This is a genomic window from Comamonas sp. C24C, assembly GCF_053345995.1.
The window spans coordinates 65,669-85,665 of sequence record NZ_JBKFBC010000007.1 but is presented as its reverse complement, the minus strand read 5'-3'; the positions used below and the strand labels follow the sequence as shown (position 1 = coordinate 85,665).

Below are 19,997 nucleotides of genomic sequence, written 5' to 3'. Positions count from 1 at the left end.
CAGCAAGGCTCCACCTCATATCGGACTAGAGCCGCCCCCCGCCGCACTGCGCAATCGATGGTCGGCTGTGCCATCAATATCAGCACGGCAGCCGCTTTTGCTGCCAAATCAATGCTGCGACTTGCCCGGGCGTACCCGCAACATGCTGAAAACCCCGGCCAATGCCGCAAAACCGCCGGCCACGGCCAGCGCCAGCAGTTCAGCATTGCCACCATGCCCGCCCGAGATGGCAAAGATGGTGGCCAGTACCACTGCACCCAGCGTCTGCCCGGTCATGCGGGCCGAACTCAGCATGCCGCCCGCTGCACCGCTGCGCGACATGGGCGCCGAGGTGACGATGGTGTGATTGTTGGGTGACTGGTAGAGCGCAAAGCCGCTGCCCGCCAGCAGCATGCGCCAGACCATATCCCAGTGCGCGACATCGATGGGCATGGCCGCCAGCAGCCACAGTCCGCAGGCAAACATCGCCATGCCGATGCCGCCCAGCAGTCCGTCGGGATACTTGCCGATCAGACGTCCCGCAACCGGGGCCGTGAGCATGGTGGCCAGCGGCCAGGCCGTGATAAGCATGCCGGCCTCCATGGGAGACAGGCCCCGCGCCTCCAGCAGCAGGAATGGCAGGGCCAGATAGGACAGCATCTGCGCGCAGAAGGCAGAGACCGAGCCGCACATCGACAAGCGGAACACGGGAATGCGCATCAGATCGACCGGAAACAGCGGAGCTGTCTTGTGCCACTGACGGCGCAGATAGACATAGCCAACCACCAGCCCGGCGCCCAGCAGCCACCAGCCCGAAGGCATCAGGGAGCTGCCCGCAGCTCCCTGCCCCATGCGCACGCCCAGTTGCTCACCGCCCAGGAAAAGCAGAGTGAACATCAGAATATTGAGCAATACGTCAAGCGCCGCTATCGGCTCGCCATCCTTGCGCACCACGGGGTTGGCCGGCAGCGCCTTGCGTCCCATCCACAAGGTGATGAGGCCCAGCGGCACATTGATGGCAAACAGCCAGGGCCAGTTGGCGACCGACAGGATGGCCGCGGCCACCGAAGGCCCGGCCATGGACGAGGTCGCCACCACCAGCGAATTGATGGCCATGCCGCGTCCCAGCATGGCGCGCGGATAGGTCAATCGCACCAGTGCTGCATTCACGCTCATGATGCCGGCCGCACCCATGCCTTGAAACACGCGCGCCGCAATCAGAGTGGCCAGCGAGCTGGCCAGCGTGGCCGCCACCGAGGCAATGACAAACACCGTCATGCCCAGCAGATAGATGCGCCGGTAACCCAGGCGCTCGCCCAGTGCCGCCAGCGGCAGCAGCAACACCAGGCCGGCAAGCTGATAGGCATTGACCACCCACAGCGTCAGCGCCGAGCTGGCCTGCAGCTCGCGCGCAATGGCGGGCAAGGCCAGATTGACGATGCTGCTGTCCAGCACCGACAGCGTCAGTCCCAGAATGATGACCAGCATGGCGCGGCCGCGTGCGCCATCAGGCAGGCCGTCGTAGGCGGCAGGAGTCTGGGCAGTGCTCTCAGTCATGGGCAACTCTGTGTACACGGCCCAGCGTGATCCAGGTCAGCGCCACGCCCACCAGGGCTCCGGTCGCCATACCCACCACCATGGGCAGGGGCTTGCCGTTGGAAAAATGCCCCACGATCTGCATGGCCGCCGCGCCGCTCAGCATCTGCAGCGTGCCCAGCAAGGCCGAGGCGGTTCCGGCAATCTCGCCATGCTCCTCCAGGGCCAGCACCGAGGTCGTGGGAATCACGAGGCCCATGAAGGCACTGGCGATGAAGTACAGCACGATCAGCACCGTCAACTGCTCGCCGCCCAGCAGGTAATAGACCAGCAATGCAGTCATGGTCACGCCCGAGGCAGAAGCAGCGGCCTTGACCACATTGACCAGGCCAAAGCGCTGACCCAGCCGACCCGTCAGCTGCGCCGCACCGATGAAGGCGATGGAGTTGAGTGCGAACGCCATGCTGTACTGCGTGGACGAGAGGCCGTAGTAGTTGATGAGCACAAATGGCGAGCCCGCCAGGTAGACAAAAAAGCCCGCCATGGCGCAGCCACCGATGAACACCAGGCCCAGGTAATGCCAGTCACGCAACAAGCTCAGGTAGGCCTTGAGCGCGCCGCCCAGGCTGCTGTCCAGCCGCGCCTCGGCGCTGCGGGTTTCCTCCACGCCACGCCAGGTGGCGATCAGGCCCAGCAAGGCTGCGGCGGCCACGACCCAGAACACGGCACGCCAGCCGGCCAGGGCAATCACGCCGCTGCCGGCCAGAGGCGCCAGAATCGGCGAAACGCTGAAGACCAGCATCAGCAGCGACATCATGCGCGCGGCCGCGTGGCCCGTATGCAGGTCGCGCACCACGGCACGCGGCACGGCCATGCAGGCCGCAGCGCCCAGACCCTGCACAAAGCGGAACACCACCAGGGTTTCGATATTCGGTGCCAGCGCACATCCCACGCTGGCGGCGGCAAACACCGTCAGGCCAAAATACAGCGGCGGCTTGCGGCCCAGCATGTCCGAGACCGGGCCGTAAAGCAGCTGGCCCACGCCGATGGAGAGAAAGAACGCGGTCAGGCTGGCTTGCACGGCACCGACCTGGGCATCCAGGCTGGCGCCGATCTGTGGCAAGGCCGGCAGATACATATCGATGGCGAAAGGCCCTATGGCCGACAACAGGCCGAGAATCAGAACCAGGCGCAGGGAAACAGAAGCTTGCATAGGGGTGTAATTGTCGTGGTAACTTGATTTATGTGCTGAGCAGGCGCCGGTTTCCTGCATGGCGGTGCAGGCTCACGCCGGTCAGCCTCGCACAGCCTGCACCTAAGCCGTCAATTACGAGGCTTTAGGCCCGGTCATCCAGGCCATGACTGCATGGACAACCAGCACAATGGGCTCAACTACCCTTCCCTGCTATTGCCGTGATTGCTGCAAGTTTTTCCCCACGTCTGCCCTTTTTACTGCTGACTGCGCTCGCTGCGCTATGCCTGACGTCTCAGCCAGCCAGCGCGCAGCCCGCCGCAGCGGCCCCGGCTTTTCTGCCCTCACCGGATGGGAACATGGTGATAGACACGCGCGCCAAGCTGGCTTGGCCCCGCTGCGCCGAGGGCATGAGCTGGAATGGCAAGACCTGCAGCGGCCAGGCCGAGGTCTTCAGCTACAAGCAGGCCATGACCCATGCCGCAGAACGCAGCAAGACCGAAAACCTGCGCTGGCGGCTGCCGCGCGTCAATGAGCTCAAGCGCCTGCTGGACCGCAGCAGCAAGCCCCAGGGCCTGAACCCGGAACTCTTTCCCAATGCGCCGCGCGACTGGCACTGGACGAGCACGGCGGCCGTGAATGCCCAGCGCCTGAACACCTACAACTACGCCCAGGTGGACAAATCCAGCAGCATCTCCGGCCTCTCGGCCCAGCAGGCCTGGGCGGTCAACACCGAGACGCTGCAGGCCGTGCCTGATATGGGCAAGGGCAATGGCCTGCTGCTGCGCCTGGTGCGTCCGGCCACCGAGGCCGAGCTCGGCCCCCAGGCTTCGTCCACGCCATGAAAAAAAGCCTTGCCGCAGCGGCAAGGCTTTTTCAAATCCCTCACGCTCAGCCTGCGCGCAGCGCCGCCTTGAGGCTCTCGCCCAGTTCGGGCTTGTGCGCGAACGGATCCGTCGGGTTGCGGCCCTGCACCACATCCTCCAGACGCACCTGCACCGAGCCCAGAGCCTGCGGGTGGCTGTAGATATAGAACTGGCCCGACGCAATCGCATCGAACACCTTCTGCGCCACCTCGGTCGCCGTGACCTTGCCCGAGCCCACAGCCTTGTCGGTCATGGCCTGACCTATCTTCTGGCTGGCCGTCAAAGGCTGCGCCTCCAGGCCCTGGGGACGGTTGCGCTCGCTGTGACCTATGCCCGTGGGCACAAAGAAGGGACAGAGCAGACTGGCGCTGACCTGATCCGAGACCAGGGCCAGGTCCTGGTACAGAGTCTCGGTCAGCGACACCACCGCATGCTTACTGACGTTGTAGATACCCATGTTCGGCGGCGCCAGCAGACCGGCCATGCTGGCGGTGTTGACGATATGGCCTTCGAAGGCCGGATCGGCCTTGGCGGCCTCCAGCATCATGGGCGTGAACAGGCGCACGCCATGGATCACGCCCCAGACATTGACGCCCAGCACCCATTGCCAGTCGGCCACCGTGTTTTCCCAAACCAGGCCGCCGGCACCGACGCCCGCGTTGTTGAAGACGAAGTGCGGAGCGCCAAAGGTCTCCTTGACCTCGGCAGCCAGTCGTTCCATCTGCGCCGCATCCGACACATCGACCTTGCGTGCCAGCACCTTGGCACCTGCGGCCTTGAGCTCGGCCTCGGCCTTGTCCAGCGCCTCCTGCTGCACATCGACCAGCACCAGATTCATGCCTCTGGCGGCTCCAATGCGCGCGCACTCCAGCCCGAAGCCCGAGCCCGCACCCGTCAGAACCGCCGTCTTTCCCGCGAAATTCGTGATCATTCTTGTCTCCGTATTTATTTGGACGCAGCTCAAATGCGCTTCCACACTCGAAACCGGCGCGGCACAACCAAGGGACAGCAAGCAAGGGCCTATGCCGGCCGCGCCGCCCCGGAGCGAGGCTGTCGTCCCCCTTCCATAGCGCGCAGCGCGTAGAGAAAGGGGGAAGGCGCAAAGCGCCTCAGGGGGTTAGAGCAGCTTCACCAGCTGCTTGCCGAAGTTCTTGCCCTTGAGCAGACCCAGAAACGCGCCGGGCGCCGAGGCCAGACCTTGGGAAATCGTCTCGCGCGGCTTGAGCTTGCCGGCTGCCACCAGGCCGCCCAGCTCGGTCAGGGCCTCGCCCCAGACTTCCATGTGCTCGCTGACGATAAAGCCTTCGAGCTTGATGCGGTTGACCAGCAGCAGCGCCGGGTTGGCCAGCGGCAGGGGCTGGCCGTCATAGCCTGCAATCATTCCGCACAGGGCCACACGCGCAAAGGCATTGGTGCGCAGCAGCACGGCATCGAAGATATAGCCGCCCACGTTCTCGAAATAGCCATCGATGCCGTTGGGGCAGGCATCCTTCAGGGCCTTGGCCATGGTCTTGGCATCGGGGTGCTCGCGGTAATCGATGCAGGCATCAAAGCCCAGCTCATGCACGGCGTAACGGCATTTCTCGGCACCGCCCGCAATGCCCACCACGCGGCAGCCGCGCGCCTTGGCCAGCGCCACAAAGGCGCTGCCCACGGCACCGGTCGCAGCGCTGACGACCATGGTTTCACCGGCCTTGGGGTTGATGATCTTGACCAGGCCATACCAGGCAGTGACGCCCGGCATGCCCACGGCGCCCAGATAGTAGGACAGCGGCACATGGGTGGTGTCGACCTTGCGCAGCGCGCCGGGCACGCTGGGGTCGAGCAGCGAGTACTCCTGCCAGCCGCCCATGCCGACCACCTTGTCGCCGGCCTTGAACTTGGGGTGGCGGCTCTCGACAATCTCGCCTACCGTGCCGCCCTGCATGACCTCGCCCAGCGGCTGGGGCTGGGCATAGCTCTTGGAGTCGTTCATGCGACCGCGCATGTAAGGGTCCAGGCTCAGATAGTGGTGGCGCACCAGCACCTGACCCTCGCCCACCGCGGGCAGCGGCGACTGCACCAGCTTGAAATTGCTCTCTACCGCCTCGCCCTGCGGGCGGTTGTCCAGAAGGATCTGCTGATTGACCGTCATGTTTCGTCTCCTGTTTGAAACTCAATTTTCATAGCTGAAAGCGCTTGATATACCTCACACTTACAGCCAATAACATACAAAACAACCATATGAAAGGCGGTAGCCGCTCATAAAAACAGAGCAGCCTATCTGTACTCAATCCGTAGGCAGGGCTTTCAGTCCGCCTTCGGCTGCGGGCCTGCGCTGCATGTACTTGAAAGTGCCTGTGGCCTGCACGCACAGGCGTCCTTGCGCGTCGTAGATACGGCCTTCGGTGAAAGCCATGCTTCCGGTGCGATGCAGCAGCTTGCCCTGACCCACCAGCGGCCCCTTGGCGGCCTGCATGAAGGAACTCTTCATCTCGATGGTGACAACACCCTGCTCGAAATCCACGCTGCGCGCGGCCACGGCCATGGTCACATCGAGCAAGGTCATCGATGCGCCGCCATGCGTGACGCCGAAGGAATTCAGGTGCTCGGGCCGCGGTGTGTAGCGCAGTTCGGATTCGCCGTTTTCGGCCTTGATCAGGACGAAACCGAGTTCATGCACAAAGGGAATTTCTGGACCAAATGACAACACCGCAAAACCTTTCAGGAGAATGAAGCGCCGCGCACCGCGCTGCGACAGCCAAGTCGTGAATATAAACACGCCGGACCGGCCCGAACTCCGGCGCGTGACAAAAACACGGCCAGGCCGGGCTTCAGCCTCCGACCAGGGCGCTCACGCCGCCATCCACCGCCATCCACTGGCCGGTGATGTGCTTGCCGGCATCGCTGGCATAGAGCAGCGTCAGTCCCTTGAGATCCTCGTCGTCGCCCAGGCGGCGCAGCGGGGCATGGGAACGCATTTCGTCCTCACCCAGCGTCTCGATCAGCACGGCCGCCATCTTGGTCTTGAAAAAGCCCGGGCAGATGGCGTTGACCGTAATGCCGTGCTCGCCCCACTCGCCAGCCAGCGCGCGCGTGAAATTGATGACCGCGCCTTTGGAGGTGTTGTAGGCAATGGTCTTCATGCCCGTGGGATTGCCGCCCAGGCCGGCGATCGACGCCAGATTGATGATGCGACCGCTCCTGCGCTCCAGCATGGACAGGCGGGCGATCTGCTGGCTCAGCAGAAAATAGCCGCGCACATTCAGGTTCATCACCTTGTCCCAGGCCGCCGTCGGGTGGTCCTCGGCCGGCGCGCCCCAGCTGGCTCCGGCGTTGTTGATCAGGATGTCCACATGGCCGAGGCGCTGCACGGCCTCCTTGGCCAGACGGGTGATATCGGCCTCGTCCGAGCAGTCGGCGGCAATCCAGTCAGCCTCTATGCCCGCGGCCTTGAGCTCGGCTGCGGCCTCTTCCAGATCCTTGGCCTTGCGCGAGCTCAGCAGAATCTTCGCACCGGCCTCGCCCAGCGCATGCGCCATCTGCAGACCCAGGCCACGCGAGCCACCGGTCACCAAGGCCGTCTTGCCCGAGAGATCGAAAAGTTGCTGCACCGTACGTGTCATTCTCATGTCTCCTGTTTGTTTTCAAGGTTCAAACCGGGTTCGCAGTGCCTTGCAAGGCCTGCCCGTCAAAAGCTGCATGAATTGTGCGGGCGCCTCAGACGCTGTGTTGTCACCTGCGTGTCGGCGCTGTCCCGCAGGTGGCAGAGACCGCGCCGGCGCGGCTTGCAGGGTCTGCCGGCAGCCGCCAGGCGAAGCGCATCCAGTGCCCTCAATCGGCATCAATCGGCAAACAGCGACTGTGTGCCGCCCCAGGCCCCGCCTTCGATCTCCAGCATGCGCAGCTTGGTCAAAGCACCCTGACCGCCCGAAAAGCCGCCCGGTGCCCGCCCTGCCGCCAGCACGCGGTGACAGGGAACAATCGGCGCAAACGGATTGGCTCCCAGCGCCTGGCCCACGGCGCGCGCCGCACCGGCCTCGCCCAGTGCCGCCGCCACCTCGCCATAGGTGCTGGTTCGGCCCGGCTCCAGGGCGCGCGTGAAAGCATAGACCCGGCTGTGAAATGCAGGCACGGCAAATTCATCAAGCGCGATCTGCTGCAGATCGGGCAGACCGTCGCCCGCTTCTTGCGTGAAGGCCTGGCGCATATCGCCCAGCACGCCGAAAGCCAAAGCCTCCACGCCGGGCTGCGCCCAGCCCTGCTCGCTCTGCGAGTTCACGCCTGCCAGCAGACGCTGCACCCCGGCCATGGCTTGCAGGGCAAAACCCGGAACCGCGGAGATGGAGGTTACGGCGCCATAGACCGCCGGCCCGCGCTGCGGCTGCAGCGCATGGCGTTTGGTCAGGCCCAGCAGCATGCGCTCCCGGGTCTCGCCCCAGCTGGCCTCGGGCAGTTGCACGGCGCAGACGGCAGCGGCATTCCAGGCCAGTCCACAGACACCGATCCGCGTGACAAACAGGGCATGGCCGGGAAATGGCAGCGAAGCAGCGTGATTCATGGCCACAGTCTACAAAACGCAGTCCCCGGTCTGCCGCAAAAATTTTCCAGGAACTGGATACAAAAACAGTTAATTACTGTATATTTAAACAGTCAAAACACTGTGGATATACGGACATGCAAGAAGCCCATTTCACCGTCTCTCTTTGCGACTACCCCGAGCTGCCCGAGGACAAACGTCATCAAGCCGAGGCACGCTATGCCCGCGTACTGGCACGCCAGCTTGGCGGGGAAGAGCAGGTCGGCGAAGCACTTTCTCTGGTGCAAGGCCTGGAAGACACCCCGCCCGAGGAAATCACCGACGACGCCAAGCTCACCTTCCAGCGCTGGATGAAAGCCGCCCGTGCTGCTGCCGAAGCCGGCCTGCAAGGCATTGGCGGCACCGAAAGCTGTTTCTTCGATGTGCGGCGCATCTACCACTGAGTGAACGGCCACGCCCGCGCGAGCCCCAGGGCCATTTGCGGCTGCCCGGGCCGCCAACCATTGCAAGGGGCATGTGCCGCCCTGGCAACCGGAGCTCGCTGCAATGCCTACACTGGCGGCTTGTTTGACCGTGTGACTGTTTTCTCCCCATGCAAGCCCTGCTAGCCGCCATTGCCCAGATGCCTTTTCCTACTGATGCCCAGCGCATCTTTCACGGCCGCGGCGGGCGCTATCCGGGCTGCGAGCAGATCTCACTGGATGCCTTTGCCCCCGTGATCGTGCTGACCAGCTTTGCGCCCATGGAGGAAGCCCAGCTGAGCCAGATCGGTCAGGCGCTGGAGCAGCGCTGGCAGCAGATTGCCCCTGCAGGCCAGGCTCTGACCTGGGCCTTTCAGAGCCGTGAGAGCGGCAGCAAGGTCGAAACCCGCGTCATGGCCGGCGAGCTGCCCGAGCCGCATGTGGTGACCGAGAACGGCGCCAAATATCTGGTCCATATCTCGCGTGGGCAGAACCACGGCCTGTTCCTCGACATGGCCGCCGGCCGCGACTGGGTGCGCCGGCAGGTGCTGGCCCATGAGCGGCCCGCGCGCATGAAGGTGCTCAATCTGTTTGCCTATACCTGCGCGTTCTCGGTCGTGGCCAAGCTGGCCGGCGCGGGCCAGGTTCTCAATATGGACATGAGCAAGGGCGCTCTGGCCACGGGTCAGCACAACCATCAGCTCAACGGCGTCAAGGCCGGCGCCAGCTTTGCCGCCCACGATATTTTCAGCAGCTGGGGCAAAATCAACCGCAGCGGTCCGTACGACCTGATCGTCGTGGACCCGCCCAGCTACCAGAAGGGAAGCTTCATCGCCACAAAGGACTATGCGCGCCTGATGCGCCGCCTGCCCGATCTGTTGGTGCCGGGCGGCCAGGTCCTGCTGTGCCTGAACGCACCCGAGCTGGGGACGGACTTCCTGTGCAGGCAGATGGCGGAAATCGCACCCGAGTTGCAGTTCGTCGAGCGCCTGGCCAACCCACCGGTTTTTGCCGATGTGGACGAGGAACGCAGCCTCAAGGTCATGGTCTATCGCGCGCCGGCGCTGACTGAGGCCCAGCAGCCATGAACGACGCTACAGACGACCGCCAGGACCTGCCTCCGCAGCCCATAGATCCGGCACTGGGACGCATCTTGCAGCGCTTTGCCCAGCTCGATACGGACACGCCGACCCCGCAGCTTGACTATGTGGAGCGTCGGCGCCTGCTCAGCGAGCTGCAAGCCGGATTGATTCGCTCGGCCCTGCCCGGCATCTCCAGGGCCGAACATTTCCTGGCCGCCGAGGGCCGCGAAATCTGCCTGCGCAGCTATCGCAAGCAAGGTGCGGGCAGCGGCCGGACGCTGGTCTGGCTGCACGGCGGCGGCTGGATGGTGGGCGATCTCAACACCCATGACGACCTGTGCGAGCATCTGGCCCAATTTACCGGCCATACCGTGCTGTCCGTGCATTACCGCCGCACGCCAGAGAGCCGCTTTCCCGCGCCGCTGGACGATGTGATGGCCGTGCTGCAGTGGCTGAGCGATATGCGCGGGCTGCTGCCTTTTGCGGCCGATAAGGTCCTGCTCGGTGGTGATAGCGCTGGCGCCCATCTGGCACTGGCAGCGGCAGTGCGCCAGATTCAGCAACCCACCAATGCGGCCCACATTGCTGGCCTGCTCCTGCTCTACCCGCCGCTGCAGCCCGATCAGGACAATGACAGCATGCGCCGCTTTGCCACAGGCTTCGGGCTCACGCCCGCCGCCATGCAGCGCTACTGGCAGGAACTGGGCCGGCCCGAGGGCCAGGCCGCACAATGGCTGACGCCGGGCTGCAGCAGCGCAGCCATTGTCCATTTGCCGCCCACGCTTTTGATGACGGCCAGCCACGATATTCTGCGCGACGAGGCCGAGGCCTTTGCCCATGAGGCCCAGGCACTGGGCGCACCGCTGCAGCTTTTGCGCGCCCCGGCCATGGTCCACGGCTTTGCACGCATGCTGGCTGCCAGCCCGGCGGCACGCCAGCAGGTGGAGCTCGCCTGCTCGGCCTGGGCGGAACTATTGGGCCGCCAACGCCCTCTGAGCAAATAAGCTTTGCTTTCCAGACGGGTAGCGGCATGGCCCTGCAGGTGTACGCTGCAAGGCGCCGGGCGCCGCCCCGCCCCCTTCAAACACCACAGTTGCGGCGCTGATGCATCAGGCATCCGGCGCCTGCCGCCACAGCTTTCATCGCCATGAGTCCAACTTCCGCCACCCCACGACAACTGATGCGCCTGGCCGTGGACCTGGCCCATGCCAACCGCCTTCAGGGCGGCCGCCCGTTCGGCGCCGTGCTCGCCCGGGGAAATGAAGTCGTTGCCACCGGCGTCAACGAGATCATTGCCAGCCACGACCCCAGCACCCATGCCGAAATGCAGGCCATACGCGCGGGCACGCAGCTGCGCGCCAACCCCAGCCTGGCGGGCCTGTCCATCTATGCCAGCGGCCACCCCTGCCCCATGTGCCTGGCGGCCCTGGTCATGAATGGCGCCGAACAGGTGTTCTTCGCCTTCGACAACCAAGACGCCGCGCCCTATAGCCTGTCCAGCGAGGGTACCTACCAGCGCCTGCGCCTGTCGCTGACGCCACCGCCGCTGCCCATCACCCGCATCGACACCGGCATCCGCGCGGCCCAGCTCTATGGAGATGAGGCCTGGCCAACTGCCTGACCCTCCTGGCCCCAAAAAACCACAACAACAAACCGGGCTGCCCAAGGCGACCGCACCGATGCACTGCACCGCCGGCAGCCTCAGCGCTTTATGACATCGACATCTTCCCGAACGCATCGCGTGCCGCCGCTGCTCTGGCTGCTGGTGGTGATACTGGTCACCATCAATCTGCGTCCCTTTCTGACGGCACCCGGCCCCTTGGCACCGACCATACAGCAGGCCACGGGCATGGATTTGCGCAGCTTCTCCTGGCTCACGCTGCTGCCCATGGCGCTGATGGGCATTGGTGGCTGGCTTGCTCCCACGGCTTTGCAACGCTGGGGCGCGCGCGCCAGCATTTGCGCCTCGCTGCTGCTGATTGCCCTGGGCTGCGCCCTGCGCCTGACGCCTGCGGGTGCCGCCACCGGTACGCTGCTGATCGCCACGGCCGGCTTGTGCGGCGCCGGCGTGGCGCTGGCACAAAGCATTCTGCCGGGGCTCATCAAGCGCCAGTCTCCCCACAACGTGGCGCCCATGATGGGCCTGTATTCGGCGGCGCTCATGGGCGGCGGCGCACTCAGTGCCCAGCTCTCGCCCGTGGCCATGCAGCTGGGCCTGAGCTGGCAGGCTTCGCTGGCCATCTGGGCCATTCCCGTGTTGCTGGCATTGCCGCTGGCCTGGCATGCGCTGACTCTGATGCGCGAGTCCGCCACCCCTGTGCCCTCCGCGCCCCTGGTACAAGCCAACAGTGACAGCGACACCGGCTGGCTGCTGCGCCGTGGCCGCACCTGGCTGCTGCTGATCAGCTTTGGCCTGATGAACGGCGGTTATGGCTCCACAGTTGCCTGGCTCGCTCCGTTCTATCAAACCCATGGCTGGACGGCCACGCAAAGCGGCTCGCTGCTGGCCATCTTGTCGATTGCACAAGCCGCATCGGCGCTGGCCATGCCTGCGCTCGCGCGCCGCAGCCTGGATCGTCGCTGCTGGCTCATGCTGGCCTTGCTGCTGCAGATCATCGGCTTTGCCGGCCTCGGGCTCTGGCCCGATGCCATGCCCACGCTCAATGCCATCGTGCTGGGGCTGGGTCTGGGCGGCTGCTTCTCGCTCTTCATGCTGGTGGCGCTGGACCATCTGCCCTCTCCCACACAAGCCGGCGCCCTCAACTCGCTGATGCAGGGCGGCGGCTTCATCCTTGCAGCGCTGGCCCCTCTGGTCATGGCACAGTTGCACCAGATCAGCGGCAACTGGATGACGGGCTGGCTCTATCAGGCCGGTGTGGCAGCGCTGGTCTGCCTGCTGGTGACACGCTTCAACCCCAAGGGCTACCCGCAAGCCATGCAGCGGACATGAATCCGCCATCTCGCGACAAAAAAGGGCCTGGAAATTTCCAGGCCCTTTTTGTTTTGGCTTGAGCTACTCGTTGACCAGCAGTTGCAGCCCATGCGCCTCGGTCGGCAAGGGCACCTCCCATCTGTGCAACATGCTCACACCGGCCAGCAGCGCATGGCGCTGCGGCGTGTCCAGAAACTGCTGCGCCACGCGGTCCCAGACGTCGAACTCGCAAAACCAGTGCGGCAACGCGTCGTAGTACAGCGAATGCTTGGCGTACAGCCACTCGCCATACATCACATAGCGCTCGTCCAGCAGCGCCATCAGCGCGCCTTCATGGGCTCTGGCCCATTGCTTGTAGGCATTGAACTGGCGCTCGCGCCCGCCCATCTGATCGGCTTGCAGATAGTGGCCGCGCGACTGCAGCAGCAAGCTGCCGTCGGCGCCGAAGCTCAGCGCCGCATTGGCGCCATCGAGCTTTTCCTCAACCACGATATGCCGGCCGGCCAGGGCTTCATAGGACACGGCATCGGCCTGATCGCCGACCTGCAGCCGCGAGCCGCGCAGATACGGCGTGCGCGGATATTTGAGAATCTCCAGATTGAATAAATGGGTAGTAGTCATGTTGTGCTTTCCAAAAAGGGAATAAGCCACGCGCCAAAAGACGTGGCAGACAAACCAAGGACAACGAAAGCGGCACTTGCCGCCACCATCGGGCGAAGACAAAAACACCTGGCCGCCGAGCAAAGGGCTGACCGGGATTCAGAGAGTGGAAGAGCGCAGGACCGGGGCGCGAGCCAGGTCGGGAACGCCGGGCAAGGGCTTGCCCATGATGAAGAAACTGCCCCTTCGGGGCGGCAGGCCACCTGGGCCAGGCACCTCAGGGGACCGATATGTCCATACCGCAGCGCACACCTGAAAAATCAGCGTGTGGCGAAGTCGTTTAGCGCAAACGAATCTGGCAAGACATGATGCACCTCGAAAATGAGAGCGGATAACGCAAGTGGGGTAAAGGCTGGCGAGTTTATTGGCTTGGCATAGCAACTGCCAAGCGGTTTGCAGGACCTGTGGCACAAAGACCACGAATCGGTTTCACAGAGATGAGATGCAGGCTGGTGAGACATCGAAGTTTTTCTTCTTCATCTGCCAAGTTCTCAATGACATCTGCACAGGGCTTGCGCCAACCTCTTCTGATTTGCATGATTGCAGCCGCCGCCCTGGCCGCCTGCGGTGGTGAGGACGACAACACGAAACAGACACCCAGCGCTGGCTCCGGCTCCCAAGGTCCCGGCACCAGTTCCCGAACCCGGGCAAACGCCTGCCGCGCTCCTGCTTGAGAAGATCGGTAGCTATCAATCGAGCGGCAAGCCCTTGCTGATGGTAGACAACGAGGGCAGCGCAGCCACGGCCGTCTACCTGCTGCATCTGCAATATTTGAACCTGCAGACAAGCAGTCGCTTTCGTGCCAAGCCCCGTCCCCACGGGGCTTTTTGCTATTCAAATCAAGCAAAGACTGCGCCGAGGGTTTCTCAATTACGTAACAATAAGCGCCAGCGGTCGGTGTACCGCCTATGGGTTTCCATTCGCCGCAAGCCAAGCGCTTGTGACCTACTAAACCGCCGTGTATCCGGACGGCGGTGGCTTTTTGAACGGAGCACTTAATGAAGCACTCTTTCGCTCGCCGCCAGGCGCTGCGCGGCTTGGCCGTGGCAGCTCTCGCTTCCTCCTCCTTGCTGTCCGCAGCGCATGCAGACACCCCCGCCGTGCTGCGCGTCTCGGCCATTCCCGACGAGGCACCGACCGAGCTGCAGCGCAAGTTCAAGCCCCTGGGCGAATACCTCTCGCAGGCCACCGGCATGAAAGTGGTGTTCACCCCCGTATCCGACTACGCGGCTGTGGTCGAGTCCCTGGCCACCCGCAAGCTGGATCTGGCCTGGCTGGGCGGTTTCACCTATGTGCAAGCCAAGATCCGCACCAACGGCACGGCCATCCCCATCGTGCAGCGGGCCGAGGATGCGGTCTTCACCAGCAAGTTCATCACGGCCGACCCCGCCATCAAGACGCTGGCCGACCTCAAGGGCAAGGCCTTTGCCTTCGGCGCCCCCTCCTCCACTTCGGGCAGCCTGATGCCGCGCTTCTTCCTGCAGCAGGACGGCCTGAACCCCGAAAAAGACTTCAAGACAGTGGCCTACTCGGGCGCGCATGACGCCACCGTGGCCTTTGTTGCCGCAGGCAAGGCCGAGGCCGGCGTGCTCAACACTTCGGTGTGGGACAAGCTGGTCGAATCCAAGAAGGTGGACACCAGCAAGGTGCGCGTGTTCGCCACGACGCCCACCTACTTTGACTACAACTGGACGGTGCGCGGCGACCTGGACCCGGCCATCGTCAAGAAGCTGACCGCCGCCTTCCTGGCACTGGACCCCAGCAAGCCAGAGCACAAGGCCATCATGGACCTGCAGCGCGCCTCCAAGTTCATCGCCACCGACACCAAGAACTACGACGGCATTGAAGCCGCCGCCAAGTCCGCCGGTCTGCTGAAGTAAGAAGTTCAGTTTTTTTGACTGCCAACGCTTATGCACCAAGCGTTGGCAGCTATTGTTTTCAGAGTATTCGTCTCATGAGCTTCATGCTGGACGATGTGGGCCTGACCCACAGCAACGGCTTTACCGCCCTGTCCCATATCTCCTTGTCCGCCATCCAGGGCGAGAGCATTGCGCTCATCGGCCCCTCGGGCGCCGGCAAGACTTCGCTGCTCAGCACCATAGGCACAGCCTACCTGCCCACGGCAGGTCGCATGCAGGTGCTGGGCCGGACCGCGTCTGCGCAATCCGCCGCCCGCGAACTCAAGGCTTTGCGCAGCTGCATCGGCACCGTGCATCAGGCCGCCCCCATTCCGCTGCGTCAACGTGTGGTCACGGCCGTGCTGGCCGGCAAGCTGGGCCAGTGGCCGCTGTGGAAGGCGCTGGCATCGCTGGCCTATCCGCAGGACATTGCGGGCGCGCGCGAGGCCCTGACCCGCGTGCAGCTTGAGGACAAGCTGTTTGCACGCTGCGACCAGCTCTCCGGCGGCCAGTTGCAGCGCGTGGGCATTGCCCGCGTGCTTTACCAGCAAGCCGAGCTGATTCTGGCCGACGAGCCGGTCTCCGCCCTGGACCCTGCGCTCTCGCAGGCCACGGTGCAATTGCTGGTGCAGGAAGCTGCCGCGCGCAAGGCCACGCTGGTGGCCAGTCTGCATGCCGTCGATCTGGCTCTGGCCAACTTTGCCCGCATCGTCGGCGTACGCAATGGCCGCCTGGCCTTTGACCTGCCTGCCGCGCAAGTCAGCGAAGCCCAGTTGCAAGCGCTCTACGCCCATGCCGATGGCAGCCCGGCCGATCTGCCCACGCTGCACAACCGCCTGGCTCAGCGCGATCTCGCCAGCACCGCGCCCGCTCCCATCCAGGTGAACGCATGTCGCTAGAAATGGCCGAGCCCGCCCGGCCATCGCGCCGCGACCCCTCCGCTCGTGGCCGCCTGAGCGGCCTGATCCTGGCCCTGATCGTGCTCTGGCCCATGCTGCAGACCTCGGGCTTTTCGCTCAAGCCGCTTTTCGATGCCGACAATCTCAAGGTCATCGGCGGCTTTCTCGCGCAGTTTCTGCCGCCCGAAACCAGTGGGGAGTTCCTGGCCTACCTGGGTCAGGCCACGCTGGAGACCCTGGCCATCGCCACGGCCGGCATGGCGCTGGCCTTCGTGATTGCCGTACCCATGGCCTATCTGTCCACGGGCGCTGCGCGCGAGAGGGTCACGCTCAACCCCATCGCCCGCAGCGTGCTCACCATCCTGCGCGGCATTCCCGAACTGGTCTGGGCTCTGGTGTTTGTGCGCGTCTTCGGCCTGGGCCCCGCAGCCGGTGTGCTGGCCCTGGGCCTGACCTATGGTGGCATGCTGGCCAAGGTCTATGCCGAAATTCTCGAATCTACCAACCCTGCTCCGGCCCGCGCCCTGCGTGCCAGCGGCGCCGGCCGTATTCAGGCCCTGCTCTACGGCCTGCTGCCGCAGGCGGCCAAAGAGCTGACTTCCTACACCGTCTACCGCTGGGAATGCGCGATCCGTGCCTCGGTGGTCATGGGCTTTGTCGGTGCGGGAGGCCTGGGCCAGCTCATGGACCAGGCCATGAAGATGCTCAACGGCGGCGAAGCCGCCAGCATTCTGCTGGCCTTCATGCTGCTGGTGGCGGCGGCCGATCTGCTTTCCTGGTGGCTGCGTCGCGCACTCGACGCCGTGCCTGCTGCGCGCGCACTGCCCTTCGGCTGGCGAACCGGCACATTTGTGCTGACTGCCTGTGCGGCGCTATGGGCCAGCCTGCGGCTTCTGGATATTGATTTCTCGGCACTGTTCACGACAGATGCAGCCGCCAGCATGGGCGACTTTGTACGCGGCTTTTTCCCGCCCGATCTGAGCCAGCCCTGGCTGCTCAAGGTGCTCCAAGGCATCTGGGAGACCCTGGCCATCTCCATCGTCGGCACCTTGCTGGCCGCGATCGCGGGCCTGCTGCTGGCCCTGCCGCGCTGGCGCGCACCATGGAATGTGGTGCTCAATGTGCTGCGCTCCGTGCCCGAGCTGGTCTGGGCCACGATCACCGCGCTGGCCGTGGGCCTGGGCCCATTCGCCGGAGCCCTGGCCCTGGCCCTGCATACCACCGGCGTGCTGGGTCGCCTGTTTGCCGAGGCCTTGCAGAATGCTCCGGTGGCTCCCGCAACTGCGCTCAGGCTCAGCGGCAGCAATCGCCTGCTGGCATTTTGCTATGGCACCCTTCCTGGCGCTGCGCCGCAACTGCTGGCTTACACGCTGTACCGCTGGGAGATGAATATCCGCATGGCGGCGATTCTGGGCTTTGTGGGAGCAGGCGGGCTGGGCCAGTTGCTGTACTTCGAGCTTTCGCTGTTCCACTATGCCCAGGCCAGCACCGTGATCATGGCCATGCTCTTGCTGAGCATCGCCGTGGACTGGAGCAGCGCTGCCTTGCGCCGCTCCATGCGTTGATACAGCTGCGGGTGCCTCGGCTTCGCGTCAGCTTCATCAGCTCCTCCATCAATCCGACGCGCAGCCGCCCCCGAAGGGCCAGCGCTGGCAGCGGCCCGGCCTGCATCCAGGCTCGATGAGCACCGAAGTCTGAATGACTTCAGTCACACCAGCTCCGCGCCGCGACTGATCACACCGCGAAGAGCAGTGCCGCTTCACACGCCCAGAGGCAGGTCGGCTTTTTTAAGCGTACGCAACACAAAGCTGGACTGGCTATGGCGTATGCCCTTGATCTTGTAGAGCTTCTCACGCAGCAGGCGCTCGTAGTCACGCGTGTCCTTGACGACGATACGCAGCAGATAGTCGTACTCGCCCGAGACCAGATGCGCTTCCACGACTTCGGGAATGGTGGCCAGCACCTCGCCGAACTTTTCCAGCGTGTTGTCTGAATGGCTGTCCAGCGTGACCATGACCAGAACCGAATCGGCCAGTCCCAGCGCCTGCGGGTTCAGACGTACGGTATAGCCCTCGATCACTCCGGCCTCCTCCATCTTCTTGATGCGGGCCCAGCATGGCGATGCACTCAGGCCCACTGCAGCACCAATGTCCTGCAGGCTGGCGCGCGCATTAGCCTGCAAGGCAGCAAGAATCTTTTTATCCAAGGTGTCCATATTCCTGAATTTACCGTTAAAAACTTAAATACAGAAAATTTTTCTGCAGCAACGCTGTATTCGCAGAATTTGAAGCAACATTTTCTGCGCTGCAACATGCACACTTGAGTCCATGGAAGCACGTCTACCGACGCAGCAAAACCATTCAACATGCCGCGCCGTTTACCGTCAGCATCCGGTTGGTTGATCCGCAACACGCCTACGCAACAGGCCGCATCACTTAAGCACAGTGGTGCGGCCTGTTGATTTTTGGAGGGCTCCATCGTCCGGGCCAGTAGCTGCAGCATAAAAAACCCAGCCGGATTTCCATCGGGCTGGGTTTCGGGAATCTGCCTGGCGCGCAAAGCACCTGGCGGATACGCGTGCTATTTACTGGGCTCGCTGTGGAGCAGCATCGGCTTGCACATGCTGGCGCACCTTGCTGACCTGGCTTTCGCTCACATCCGAAGCCTGGTTGCCCCAGCCTTTGCGCACGAAGCTGGCCAGTGCGGCCACTTCACCGTCGGTAAGGCGGTCGGCATAGCCCTGCATCACCAGATGCATGGGACGGCGATCCGTAGCGGGCGAGGAAGCGCCCTTCAGAATCACCGACACCAGCGGGCTGGCATCCTTGCCCAGCACCATGGCATTGCCTTGCAGCTCGGGGAAGATCTCGGGAGCGCCCTTGCCGCTGACAAAGTGGCAGGCTGCGCAGTTGTCGAGATACAGGCGAGCACCCAAAGGCATGTCGGGAGACGCGGATTTCAGCAGTTTGGCCGTGGCCTCGCCGGCTCCATCCGCTTTGGCAACCGCAGTGCTGCGAGGGCCTGGCGTAGCCACTTTTTCAGGGGCAGCATCTGCGGCCTGGCCGTCCATGGTCTTGAGGAACTTGGCCATGGCGTTCAGATCGGCATCGGTCATGTACTGCATGGAGTGCTCGACCACCAGCGCCATTTCTCCGTTGGCCACCGCATGAGCATTACGGCCGGTTGCCAGATAGGCGGCCACCTGCTCGGTCGTCCATTGCTGAACACGCGAGTCCTTGCCACGCAGTGCAGGAGCAGACCAGTCGTCCACCATGCCGCCGGTCAGGAAGCTGGAGTCGGACAGGCGTGTGCCGTTCTGCGCCATGAAGGCAGTGCGAGGGCTGTGGCAGGCTGCGCAGTGACCGGCGCCTTCGACCAGATACTGACCGCGAATCTGCTGGTCGTCACCGGCCATGGGCTTGAAGTCGGCTTCACCCGACAGCGCCAGCCAGTTCCAGGCACGGATGCCGAAGCGCATATTGAACGGAAAGCTCAGGCTAGTGGCCTGCACCTCGTTCCTGACGGGCTTGACCTCGGTCTGGAGGTAGTCGAACAGCGCGCGGATATCGCTTTCCTTCATGAAGCGATAGTTCTCGTAGGGCATGGCCGGGTACAGCTGCTGGCCGTGACCACCGATACCGTCCACCATCGCGGCACGGAACTGGTCCAGAGTCCAGCTGCCGATGCCGGTTTCCTTGTCCGGCGTGATGTTGGAGGACCAGATGGTGCCCATGGGGCTTTCAATGCCGCGACCGCCGGCCATGGGCTCGCCACCCTTGGCGGTGTGACAGGCCATGCAGTCACTGGCGCGCATGACATATTCGCCACGACCGGCGTCTGCCTTCCAGTCGGCGGCCAGCGCCTCATTCGCCGGTGTCGGCTTGAATGGCAGGTAGATCAGCGCCAGCGCCGCCAGAACGCCCAGAACGATCAGCGCAATCAGAATGCTGAGGATTTTCTTCATGTCTTGCTC

The 19,997-nt window shown here is 63.9% G+C and carries 18 protein-coding genes and 1 pseudogene; 9 read left to right on the top strand and 10 right to left on the bottom strand.

Going from position 1 to position 19,997, the window contains the following annotated elements; genetic code table 11:
- Positions 1-108: 108 nt before the first annotated feature.
- Positions 109-1,536, bottom strand: a complete 1,428-nt coding sequence (locus tag ACLBXN_RS14260; RefSeq protein WP_043003701.1) for an MFS transporter — start codon at positions 1,534-1,536, stop codon at positions 109-111.
- Positions 1,529-2,728, bottom strand: a complete 1,200-nt coding sequence (locus ACLBXN_RS14255) for a multidrug effflux MFS transporter (RefSeq protein ID WP_447612547.1) — start codon at positions 2,726-2,728, stop codon at positions 1,529-1,531. The genes ACLBXN_RS14260 and ACLBXN_RS14255 overlap by 8 nt, the downstream gene beginning before the upstream one ends.
- A gap of 338 nt (positions 2,729-3,066) precedes the next feature.
- Here ACLBXN_RS14255 and ACLBXN_RS14250 point away from each other — a divergent pair, with 338 nt between their 5' ends.
- Positions 3,067-3,552, top strand: a complete 486-nt coding sequence (locus ACLBXN_RS14250; protein ID WP_447612546.1) for an Lcl C-terminal domain-containing protein — start codon at positions 3,067-3,069, stop codon at positions 3,550-3,552.
- Between the two features lie 46 nt (positions 3,553-3,598).
- Here ACLBXN_RS14250 and ACLBXN_RS14245 read toward each other — a convergent pair whose 3' ends face one another.
- The 5 genes from ACLBXN_RS14245 to ACLBXN_RS14225 all read right to left on the bottom strand — a co-directional run bounded on the left by ACLBXN_RS14245 (position 3,599) and on the right by ACLBXN_RS14225 (position 8,113).
- The gene (locus tag ACLBXN_RS14245) at positions 3,599-4,504 is read right to left on the bottom strand and encodes an SDR family oxidoreductase (RefSeq protein ID WP_447612545.1); all 906 of its coding nucleotides are present in this window, start codon (positions 4,502-4,504) and stop codon (positions 3,599-3,601) included.
- Positions 4,505-4,690: 186 nt separating this feature from the next.
- On the bottom strand, positions 4,691-5,707 hold the full coding sequence (locus ACLBXN_RS14240; RefSeq protein ID WP_447612544.1) for an NADP-dependent oxidoreductase: 1,017 nt from the start codon (positions 5,705-5,707) through the stop codon (positions 4,691-4,693).
- A 135-nt stretch (positions 5,708-5,842) separates the two neighbouring features.
- Positions 5,843-6,265 carry a hotdog fold thioesterase gene (locus ACLBXN_RS14235; protein ID WP_167002410.1) on the bottom strand — a complete coding sequence of 141 codons (423 nt, stop codon included), beginning with the start codon at positions 6,263-6,265 and terminating at the stop codon, positions 5,843-5,845.
- Between the two features lie 121 nt (positions 6,266-6,386).
- Complete coding sequence (locus tag ACLBXN_RS14230; RefSeq protein WP_343677712.1) at positions 6,387-7,178, bottom strand: SDR family oxidoreductase; 792 nt, start codon at positions 7,176-7,178, stop codon at positions 6,387-6,389.
- Positions 7,179-7,396: 218 nt separating this feature from the next.
- Entirely contained in the window at positions 7,397-8,113 is a 717-nt protein-coding gene (locus ACLBXN_RS14225; RefSeq protein ID WP_447612543.1) for a methylated-DNA--[protein]-cysteine S-methyltransferase, read from the bottom strand.
- A gap of 116 nt (positions 8,114-8,229) precedes the next feature.
- Here ACLBXN_RS14225 and ACLBXN_RS14220 point away from each other — a divergent pair, with 116 nt between their 5' ends.
- The 5 genes from ACLBXN_RS14220 (at position 8,230) to ACLBXN_RS14200 (ending at position 12,585) form a co-directional block, all read left to right on the top strand.
- Positions 8,230-8,535 (top strand): hypothetical protein, encoded by a 306-nt coding sequence (locus ACLBXN_RS14220; RefSeq protein WP_043003708.1) that lies wholly within the window; start codon positions 8,230-8,232, stop codon positions 8,533-8,535.
- 149 nt (positions 8,536-8,684) lie between these two features.
- On the top strand, positions 8,685-9,641 hold the full coding sequence (locus ACLBXN_RS14215; RefSeq protein WP_447612542.1) for a class I SAM-dependent methyltransferase: 957 nt from the start codon (positions 8,685-8,687) through the stop codon (positions 9,639-9,641).
- Positions 9,638-10,639: an alpha/beta hydrolase fold domain-containing protein gene (locus ACLBXN_RS14210; protein WP_447612541.1), complete on the top strand. Its 1,002-nt coding sequence runs from the start codon at positions 9,638-9,640 to the stop codon at positions 10,637-10,639. Before ACLBXN_RS14215 ends, ACLBXN_RS14210 begins: the two co-directional genes overlap by 4 nt.
- Positions 10,640-10,815: 176 nt before the next feature.
- Positions 10,816-11,256: a nucleoside deaminase gene (locus tag ACLBXN_RS14205; RefSeq protein ID WP_447612704.1), complete on the top strand. Its 441-nt coding sequence runs from the start codon at positions 10,816-10,818 to the stop codon at positions 11,254-11,256.
- 90 nt (positions 11,257-11,346) lie between these two features.
- Positions 11,347-12,585 carry a cyanate transporter gene (locus ACLBXN_RS14200; RefSeq protein WP_447612540.1) on the top strand — a complete coding sequence of 413 codons (1,239 nt, stop codon included), beginning with the start codon at positions 11,347-11,349 and terminating at the stop codon, positions 12,583-12,585.
- Between the two features lie 126 nt (positions 12,586-12,711).
- Here ACLBXN_RS14200 and ACLBXN_RS14195 read toward each other — a convergent pair.
- Positions 12,712-13,188: pseudogene (locus tag ACLBXN_RS14195) on the bottom strand (RNA ligase family protein); the annotation flags it as partial.
- 1,037 nt (positions 13,189-14,225) lie between these two features.
- Between ACLBXN_RS14195 and ACLBXN_RS14190 the strand changes: the two are divergent.
- From ACLBXN_RS14190 to phnE, 3 genes are all read left to right on the top strand, one after another.
- Positions 14,226-15,107: a putative selenate ABC transporter substrate-binding protein gene (locus ACLBXN_RS14190; protein ID WP_447612539.1), complete on the top strand. Its 882-nt coding sequence runs from the start codon at positions 14,226-14,228 to the stop codon at positions 15,105-15,107.
- A 74-nt stretch (positions 15,108-15,181) separates the two neighbouring features.
- A complete protein-coding gene (locus ACLBXN_RS14185) occupies positions 15,182-16,024 on the top strand; it encodes a phosphonate ABC transporter ATP-binding protein (RefSeq protein ID WP_447612538.1) in 843 nt (280 codons plus the stop codon).
- Positions 16,015-17,589, top strand: a complete 1,575-nt coding sequence (phnE, locus tag ACLBXN_RS14180; RefSeq protein ID WP_447612537.1) for a phosphonate ABC transporter, permease protein PhnE — start codon at positions 16,015-16,017, stop codon at positions 17,587-17,589. The genes ACLBXN_RS14185 and phnE overlap by 10 nt, the downstream gene beginning before the upstream one ends.
- Before the next feature lie 194 nt (positions 17,590-17,783).
- On the opposite strand, the gene ACLBXN_RS14175 is transcribed toward phnE, so the two are convergent.
- Together ACLBXN_RS14175 and ACLBXN_RS14170 are read right to left on the bottom strand one after the other, a co-directional pair.
- Positions 17,784-18,239: an Lrp/AsnC family transcriptional regulator gene (locus ACLBXN_RS14175; protein ID WP_003054244.1), complete on the bottom strand. Its 456-nt coding sequence runs from the start codon at positions 18,237-18,239 to the stop codon at positions 17,784-17,786.
- Positions 18,240-18,608: 369 nt separating this feature from the next.
- On the bottom strand, positions 18,609-19,988 hold the full coding sequence (locus ACLBXN_RS14170) for a c-type cytochrome (RefSeq protein WP_447612536.1): 1,380 nt from the start codon (positions 19,986-19,988) through the stop codon (positions 18,609-18,611).
- Positions 19,989-19,997 lie beyond the last annotated feature (9 nt).